The 8,522-nt window shown below is 70.5% G+C and carries 6 protein-coding genes and 1 pseudogene; 4 read left to right on the top strand and 3 right to left on the bottom strand.

All coding sequences use genetic code 11. The features are described from left to right. A pseudogene (locus J7E86_RS28205) lies at positions 1–1,219 on the top strand (alpha/beta hydrolase); the annotation flags it as partial. Between the two features lie 232 nt (positions 1,220–1,451). Here the strand turns inward: J7E86_RS28205 and J7E86_RS28210 are convergent. The 3 genes from J7E86_RS28210 to J7E86_RS28220 form a co-directional block, all read right to left on the bottom strand. Continuing rightward, positions 1,452–2,651 (bottom strand): cytochrome P450, encoded by a 1,200-nt coding sequence (locus J7E86_RS28210; RefSeq protein ID WP_215085606.1) that lies wholly within the window; start codon positions 2,649–2,651, stop codon positions 1,452–1,454. A gap of 247 nt (positions 2,652–2,898) precedes the next feature. Continuing rightward, the gene (locus J7E86_RS28215) at positions 2,899–4,542 is read right to left on the bottom strand and encodes a pyridoxal-dependent decarboxylase (protein WP_215085608.1); all 1,644 of its coding nucleotides are present in this window, start codon (positions 4,540–4,542) and stop codon (positions 2,899–2,901) included. Between the two features lie 624 nt (positions 4,543–5,166). Beyond that, a complete protein-coding gene (locus J7E86_RS28220; RefSeq protein ID WP_215085610.1) occupies positions 5,167–5,571 on the bottom strand; it encodes a hypothetical protein in 405 nt (134 codons plus the stop codon). Between the two features lie 255 nt (positions 5,572–5,826). On the opposite strand from J7E86_RS28220, the gene J7E86_RS28225 reads away from it, so the two are divergent. The 3 genes from J7E86_RS28225 to J7E86_RS28235 form a co-directional block, all read left to right on the top strand. Further along, positions 5,827–6,189, top strand: a complete 363-nt coding sequence (locus tag J7E86_RS28225) for an SseB family protein (protein ID WP_215085612.1) — start codon at positions 5,827–5,829, stop codon at positions 6,187–6,189. Further along, on the top strand, positions 6,186–6,794 hold the full coding sequence (locus J7E86_RS28230; protein ID WP_215085614.1) for a hypothetical protein: 609 nt from the start codon (positions 6,186–6,188) through the stop codon (positions 6,792–6,794). The genes J7E86_RS28225 and J7E86_RS28230 overlap by 4 nt, the downstream gene beginning before the upstream one ends. Then, positions 6,794–8,522: putative T7SS-secreted protein (locus tag J7E86_RS28235; protein WP_251019802.1), on the top strand; the 1,729-nt coding region annotated here is incomplete at its 3' end. The genes J7E86_RS28230 and J7E86_RS28235, both read left to right, overlap by 1 nt.

Raw genomic sequence — 8,522 nt, forward strand, 5'->3', positions numbered from 1 at the left:
CGGCGCGGCACCCTGCTGGCCATCCCCGGTGGCCCGGGCGGCTCCGGCCTGGAGCGCCTGGCGAGCAAGGGGCCCGAGCTCATGAAACGGACCGGCGGCGCGTACGACATCGTCGCCCTCGATCCGCGCGGCGTCGGCGGCAGCACCCACGCCGACTGCGGCCTGAGCGCCGACGACCGCGAACTCACGCACCTGCGCTCCTGGCCGGGCCCGAACGGCGAGACCGACGAGAACGTCGCCCGCTCCCGCCCTGCTGCGCAGCTTCACCACCGCCAACGAGGCCCGCGACATCGACCGCCTCCGCCACGCCCTCGGCGAGGAGAAACTGTCGGCGTGGAGCACCTCCTACGGTACGTACGTGGCGGCCGTCTACGCGCAGAAGTACCCCCGGCACACGGACCGTTGGGTCCTCGACAGCAGCGGCGACCCCGACCCGTCGCGGGTGGCGCGCGGCTGGCTGGCGAACATGTCGGCGGCCGCCGACGACCGCTTCCCGGACTTCGCCGCCTGGGCGGCGGATCCGAAGCGCGACGCCGCGCACCGCTTGGCGGACCGGCCCGAGGACGTACGGGCGGCCTTCCTGGCCGTGGCCTCGGCCCTGGACCGCGCGCCCCGCACGTTCAAGGACGGGGACCACTTCCCCCTCACCGGCAACCGGCTGCGCCAGGGCCTCCAGCAGGCCCTGTACTCCCGCGAAGCCTCCTTCGAGCCCTTCGCCCGCCTCGTCGTGGCCGCCCGGGACACCACCGGCCCGCTGGAGGTCCCCGACGTCCTGCCCGGCGGCCCGATCCCGCAGGACGCGGCGGCGGTGATGATGGCCGTCACCTGCAATGACGTGAACTGGCCGAGCGACGTCTCCCCGTACACCAAGGACGTGGCCGCCGACCGCGCCCGCCACCCGCTCACGGCGGGCATGCCCGTGAACGTCACACCGTGCGCGTTCTGGCCGGGCGGCGCCACGGAGAAGCCCACGCGCGTCACCTCCGACGGCCCGTCCAACATCCTGATGATCCAGAACCTCCGCGACCCGGCCACGCCCTACCGCGGCGCCCTGAAGATGCGCGAGGCCCTCGGCGACCGCGCCCGCCTGATCACGGTCGACTCGGGCGGCCACGGCGCCTACCTCGCCAACGGCAACGCGTGCGGCGACCGCCTGGTCACCGACTACCTGACGACGGGGCGCCGGCCGGCGGGGGACGTGACGTGCGGGGCGGAGTAGCGCGGGGGCGCGACCACCGGACGGAAGGGCGCCCGGACGGCCCTGGCACTACTCTCCGTTGCCGGTGGCAGGCGCCAGTGCGACGTCCTCCGTTGCTCCGGGCCTGAGCCCACCACCCAGGCGTTCTCCGCGCTCATCGCGACGGCTCAGGACACGATGCGACTGAGCGGGGCGATCTTGGCCCCGTCCGGCGCGAGCGGAAGCGTGAGGGGGCCGGTCCGCGGGCCCTGCCTCAACCAGGCGTGCCCAGCGCTGTCGCCCGGTCCGCGGAGTCGCCGAGGCCGTCCACGCAAAGGCGTGCGGTGTAGCGGGCGGCCCAGCCGGCTGGGCGGGGCTGCTCCGAAGGGTCGGCGCGGACGCCGGGGTGGACATCGAGGATGCCGCCGACCATGCCTTCCACGATGGCGGGAATGAACGCGCGCACGAGGCAGGCGTGTTCTCCGTATCCGAAGGTGACCAGAGGCTGCCGTCGGCGGCGGAGGTCGAAGGTGTCGGGCTGTTCGAACACCGTCTCGTCGCGGTTCGCGGAGCCGATCGCGGCCAGGACGTGTGCACCGGCGGGCAGGCGTGTGCCGCCCAGTTCCACCGGTCGCGTGGTCATGCGCTCGACGAGCCCGAACGGTGGCATCCAGCGCAGGACTTCGTGGACGGCATCGCCGAGAAGCTCCGGGTGGTCCCGGACAAGCCGGCGCTGGTCCGGGTCGTTGAACAGTGCGACCAGGAGGCTGCCCGCCGCCCATGCGGGTTCGGGAAGGGAAGGGAGGATCACGCGGATCGTCGGGAGGACCTCCGCGACGCCTCGCGGACAATCCCTTCCAGGGTTGATGTGCCGCCACCGTGCGATCGCCGAGGACGGGTCCGGGCCGAGGCCCTCGAACCAGGGGGTAAGCGCGGCGTCGAGCTCGTTCACAGCGGCGGCCGCCACCGCGAGCTTGGCGGGGTCCCCGGAATGGAGGGCGCCCAGCCACAAGTCCTGTGCCAGCCGCAGCAGGGTCGCGCTGTCGACCTCGAGGCTCAGCATCCACCGGAACACCTCTGCCACGACGGGTTGCAGGACCTCACCCATGAGGTCCGCTTGCCCGTGCATGCCGGAGACCCGCTCGATGACCAGCTTTCGTGCGTACCCTCGGGCGCGACCGGCGCATTCGGGCTCGAAGAGTTCCTCGACGCTGGCGCGCATCCCTTTGTGGATGTCGCCGCTCCTCGACAGGATGTTCTCCGATCCGTAAATCTCCGACATCGCGGACGGAAAGCTGGTGGTGAAGGTCTGACTGTGGCTCATCACCTGACGCACGTCCTGCCAGCGCGTGACAAGCCAGCAGCCGAGCACAGGGATCTCGGCCACAGGGTGGTCACGTCGAAGCCGCTGATAGATCGGATAGGGATCCGCGTGGAGCTCCTCCGGCGTGATCGCGTCCAGGAACGAGGTCATGTGTCCTTCCGAATGGCTTCGCAGCAGTCTTCGTCGAGGAACCCCTGGCCTCTTCGGACACAATGCCCGCCGGCCCGGTCGGCAGCGCCGTCGGTGGCATCCGTCGAAGCGCGGAGGTTGCCGGCAGCCAGGGGCGGTGACGGGCCCAGGGTCGCGCCCTCGGCCAGTTGCCCCGCACGCGGGGATGTACGGGGCAACATCGCGAGGAGGCGGGCGGACGATTGCGGTCCGGCTGCCCGCCTGCGGGTCAGCGCTGGTGGGGAAGTGGGGGCCGCTGCGCGTCCTTGTCCGCGGAACGGTCGAATGCTCCGGGCTGGGCGAGGTCCTCGACGAGTTCGTCAATCAACTCCTGGGTGACGTGCGGCATGACGTAGACGTGGCTGTAGTCGTGGCGGAGTCCACCGAGATTGAGTGGCACGCAGGCCAGCGAGTACTTCTGCGTGATCTCAGCCCGCGGCTGCTGGAACCAGACGCTGAGCGCGTGATCGCCGTGACCGACCTCGATACCGTCCTCGGCCCAGGGCTCACCGCGTTCCCGCAACTGCTCGCTCAGCCGGCGCAGGCGTTCGGCCGTGTACTCGGCGATCCGCAGGACCTCGGCGGCCTGCCGCACCTGCTGCTCCTCGCTGAACTGGGCGAGGTGGTTCCACATGGCCAGGGAGGCGAAGCCGCTGCGGGAGCCGGCGAAGGTGCTGTCGGGAGAGGAGACGACCGCCGGGTCGGACGGCGGGCGCAGCTTGGATCCCGCGCGGGACATGTAGATCCCGGTGGGGACGGGCGCGCCGGGGTACTTGTGCCCGCTGGTGACGATCGAGGACACCTCGGGGATCCGGAAGTCGAAGACCGGGGGCGCGGTCTCGATGAGTCCGCTGTCGCGGGCCTTCTCCAGGTAGGGGGCGTAGGCGCCGCCGAGGGCTCCGTCGACGTGGATCCAGTACCCGTTGCGGATGCTGACCCGGGTGGGGTCGTCGGGGTCGAAGCGCACCGTGCGGTCGACGAGGCCGTGCCGCTCGAACACGGGGCGCAGGCGCTCGCAGGCACCCTGAACATCGTCGTAGGCGCCCTTGAAGACGCTGCCGATGTTGAAGTTGACCAGGACGGGGTGGCCCTTGGCGGCGAAGAAGTCCACGAGGGCCACCAAGGCGTCGACATCGACCGTGCCCGGGCCCTCGTCGCCGCCGGTGGTCGGGACTCCGCCGAGCGGCCACCCGTTGTACGTCTGCATGCCGGTGCCGGCCACGTCGATGGGGCACTCGCCCGGGTAGAGACTGCCGCCCAGGTCGTAGAAGGTCGGGATGTCCAGCACCCGCATCGCCTTGATGTGCGAGTAGTGGGTCTCCTGCGAGAAGAACGCTACCGGCATGTAGGCGTTGGGGTTGTCGTCGGGGTGTTTGGCCCGCAGGTAGCTGGTGCGGCAGCTGGCATCGCCGGAGACCTCGTCACGCACCAGGGCGTTGCCGTCCAGGTAGTCACGGGCGTTCCACATGGCGTACAGGTTGCCCTCGGTGCTGCCCATGGACAGCACGTATCCCCACCCGTCCGCATCCCCAGGACTGGCCGGGTCCTCGGGCAGCGGGGCGTGCCACAGGCGGGCGTAGTGCTCCAGGACCGCCCGCTCCAGCCACCGCGAGTGCAGGCTGTAGTTGCTGTCGACGAACGGGTCCCCGATGTTGTTGATGTGGTAGCCCAGGAAACGACCCAGCGCGGCGTGGCCGTCGAGCGACAGGTTCACCTGGTAGCCCAGAAAACGCTCCCGCTGCCCGCCCAGGTACCCCTCCAACTTGGCAAGGACCGCGGTCCGCTGCTCATCGGTGTAGGCCTCGGTACCCAGCCGGTAGTCGTCGTTGGCCGGCCGTGCCGTGAGATGCGTATCGGAGTGTTCGGTAATCATTCGATGTCCGATTCTGAGCGAAATCGCGAAACTGCTGGAAGTGGGGATCGCCGCCAGGCGCCAAGGGTCTCGGGAATCGCTCGGATCTGAGGGAGGCAGGTGGTTGCGCGAGTGAGCCGCCGAACTCGCGGTACGCAGGCTATGCGTGACGCGCCGCCCCGATTGCCCACCCTTCTACATTTATCTCCATCTAGTTATTTCAAGTGAAAAACGTTTGACACCAGTTATCCGGGAGTGCCTTCAGGAGTGACGTTTCGGCAACTCTCGGAAAGGCGGCTTTGTGCCGCAGGAGTGTGCTGTAGTCGCGTTCTTTTCCGGCCGGGACGCGCGGCCAACGTTCACGGGCGGTGTCCGGCGCCAGCCGGATGCGATCAGCTGACGGTGACGTTCCGGCACACCCTCAAGGAGACGCCGGCCAGGCGGAAGGAAGCGCGCACCGCTTCCCACCGTGGTGCTGTGAACGATCGTGGCCACCACGATCGGCCCGCTGCGCGAGCACGGCTCGGCGGGCCCGGCCTTCTGGCGCTTCGGCCGTCGGTGAGGTGCGGGTCGATCGGATCGCGGGCACGGGGGAGCACATCGCCCGATCGTCCCGACCTCATCGCGGCATCGCAGGACAGCCTTCTAGCTGGACGCGCACCCGACGCAATCCCAAGGGCCCCACTCCTGCCCAGGCGCTATCCGCTCCCTGCCCCACGCCCGGGTGTTGGACCCCTTGACGTAGATGATGACGGCGTCGGGGCCGTGGTCGGTGCGTTCCCGAATGGCGACCTTGCTCCACGCGGTTCCGCCTAGGGAGAACCACCCGCTCCACTTTCCGCCGCTGGTCCAGCGCGTCCACACCGCCAGGTCGGTGCCGACCAGGAACTGTTCCTTCTCGCCACCCGGAAGCGCGTGGTCGGTCACGCCGTACTCGCAGACGTAGGTGGCGCCCCCCTTGGTGCAGTTGCTCGCTTGTGCCGGTGCGGTGCTCACGGCGAGTCCCGCCACGACGGCGGCCGCGACAATGGCGGCTTTGATCTTGTTCATGCCGACGACTATGCGGCCCGTCGCTCACGCAACGCTGACGTTTCGCTGTCGTCCCAGAGCCGGGAGCTTCCCGCTGAGCGAGCCTGACCACCGGCTTCGTGCTCCTCGCGCGTAGCGCCGACGCCGCCGGTGGGCGTGGCGGCCCGCGCGGCGCGGAGACGCCGACCTGCCCCGGCCGGACGGTGCGTCAGTTTTATATCCTCACCCGAAAGGGGAGGGGCGGTTGCGGTGTCGTTGACGGATGAGGTTGCCGCGATGCACGCGCAGCGGGGTCGCCCCGCCGCGCTGATCGGGGAGTTCCGCAGGACGGCGGTCCTGGTGCCGCTGGACGAGGGGGGCGGCCTGTGGTCGTCCGAGTTCGGCGGCGTGCGCTGGCTGCACGCCTTCACCGACGAGACGGCACTGGTCCGCTTCGCCATGGCCCGCGGCGAGACCCGCGACTGGGACTACCGCTCGGTCCTGGGCGCCCGCCTGCTGGACGTGGTCGTCCCCGCTGTGGGCGCGCCCGCCGGCGTGGCCCTCGACGTGGGCGGTGAGCGGCCGATGCTCTTCCCGCCGGTGACGGGGATCGTCCCGGAAGCGGTCGCGGTCGACGTGCCGGGCGGGGAGGAACAGTGAGCGGCAGCGGCCAGGACGGCCTGAAGGCCGGCGCCGAGGAGCTGGCGCTGATCACCAAGGGACTCGGGGACGCGATCGCCGAGCTCAAGGAGCTCGGCATGATCGGCGAGTCGAACGTCGGCCGGGGCTTCGAGGACGTCGCCCTGTCGGGCATGCAGCTCGGCCACGAGGGCCTCGCCGCGCAGTTCAAGGCGTTCTGCGAGCGGTGGGAGTGGGGCGTGCGCGGACTCGTGCAGGACGGCAACGAGTTCGCGAAGCGCGTGGGGCTGTCGGCGGGCATGTTCTACGAACAGGACAAGTACCAGTCGGGCACCTGGAAGGTGGTCGGGGCGGCCTTCGGCGCCAATCCAAACCTCACGGACGAGGAAGTCGAGAACATGTCCTGGGACGACATCCGGGCGAACGGCAACTTCGCGAAGATCGACTACAGCGGGAAGTCGTTCCGCGATGCCGCGATGCACGGTGCCCGGACGTGGGAGGGCGTCGCGAAGGACAGTCCCACGGCGCCGGCGCTGCGCCGCTTGCTGGAGACCGATCCGGCGGCCGCCCGGGCTCACGAGCAGCCGGGCGCCACCGACTCGTCCGCAAGCGCGGGTGAGCACTGATGGGTGTGTGGGACCCGCTCAAGAAGGCCGTCGACAAGGTCGGCGACGAGGGCGAACACCTGTGGAACGCCGGCAAGAAGAAGGTCGGCGAGGGAGTCGACTGGGCCACCGACAAGGTCGGCGCCGGTTTCGACGGCGTCGGCCTGCACGGCCTGGCCGACTCGGTCGAGGACTGGGGTGACCGGACGGGCTCGAGCCTGGGCGCGAAGATCGCGGAACAGCAGCTGGGACAGACCGAGGAGGCCAATGAACTCATCCACGGCAACGCCAAGGAGATCCGGGCCTCCGCCGGTCACCTGAAGGACTTCCACGCCGCGTTCGACCGCGTCGGGAAGGGCATGCGGGGCCTCGACGCGAGCCACTGGCGCGGACAGGCCGCGGAAACGTTCCGGGCGAAGTTCGAGATGCATCCCGCCCAGTGGACGCACGCCGCCGACGCCTGCGAGAAGGCGTACCAGGCCCTGGACGCCTACGCGGACACCGTGACCTGGGCGCAGGGCCAGGCCAAGGAGGCCGTCGCGGCGTACAAGGAGGGCAAGGCCCTCACGAAGAAGGCCCTGGACGCCCACCAGGCCCAGGCCGAGGCGTACAAGGAAGCGGCGACCGCCTACAACGCCAAGCTGGACCAGGGCAAGGACCCCGGCACCCGGCCGGTGCCGCCCGGGGACTTCACCGATCCGGGAGCGGCGAAGATCAAGGAGGCCAAGGAGATCCTGGCCCACGCCCGTTCCCAGCGTGACTCGGCGGCCGGGAAGGCCGCCGCGACCGTCAAGGGCGCGCTGGAGCACGCTCCCAAGAAGCCCGCCTTCCACAACCGCATGTCGGCCGACTTCGCGGACTTCCGCACGGCGTCGACGATCGAGGGCAACCACTTCGCGGGCGGCTTCGTGAAGGCCGGCGCGGGCGTGGTGAAGTTCGTCCGCGGCGTCAACCCGATCGACCCGTACAACCTGACCCACCCGGCGCTCTACCTCGACCACCTCAACACCACCGTCGCGGGCGCCGTCGCGCTGAACAACCACCCGGAACGCCTGCCCTCCGTGCTCCTGGGCGACGGCTGGGGCAAGGACCCGAGCGAGGCCGCCGGCCGGCTGAGCTTCGACCTGGCCTCGGCACTCGGGACGGGCGGCACCAGCACCGCGGGCACGGTCGGCCGCCGCGCGGTCGCCCACGGGGCGAGGGACCTGGCCGAGCGGAGCGCCGGGAGGACCGGCGCGGAAGCGGCGGAGAGCGGGGCGGCGCGGGCGCGCGGTTCGAAGGAGCCGAAGGACGGCGGCCAGCCGAACGAGCAGAAGTGCACCGGCGGCACCGACCCCATCAACCTCGCCACCGGCCGGATGTTCCTGCCGCAGACCGATGTGTCGCTGCCCGGCGCCCTGCCGCTGGTTTTCCGACGGCAGGCGGAGTCCGGATACCGCGCGGGCCGGTGGTTCGGCCCGTCCTGGGCGAGCACCGCCGACGAACGGCTGGAGATCGACGCCGAGGGTGTCGTATTCGTCCGCTCGGACGGCATGCTGCTGTCCTACCCGCACCCGGCCCCTGACGTCCCGACTCTTCCCTCCGAGGGCCCGCGCTGGCCGCTGACGGTCGACGCGAGCGGCAGCTACGTCATCAAGGACCCGCTCGCCGAGCTCACCTGGCACTTCACGCCGTACGACGACGAACTGGCCCTGCTCGACCAGGTGACCGACCGCGGTGGTAACTGGGTCCGCTGGGAGTACGACGCCG

Origin of the sequence: Streptomyces sp. ISL-11, assembly GCF_018614525.1 — a bacterium.
Lineage (GTDB): Bacteria > Actinomycetota > Actinomycetes > Streptomycetales > Streptomycetaceae > Streptomyces.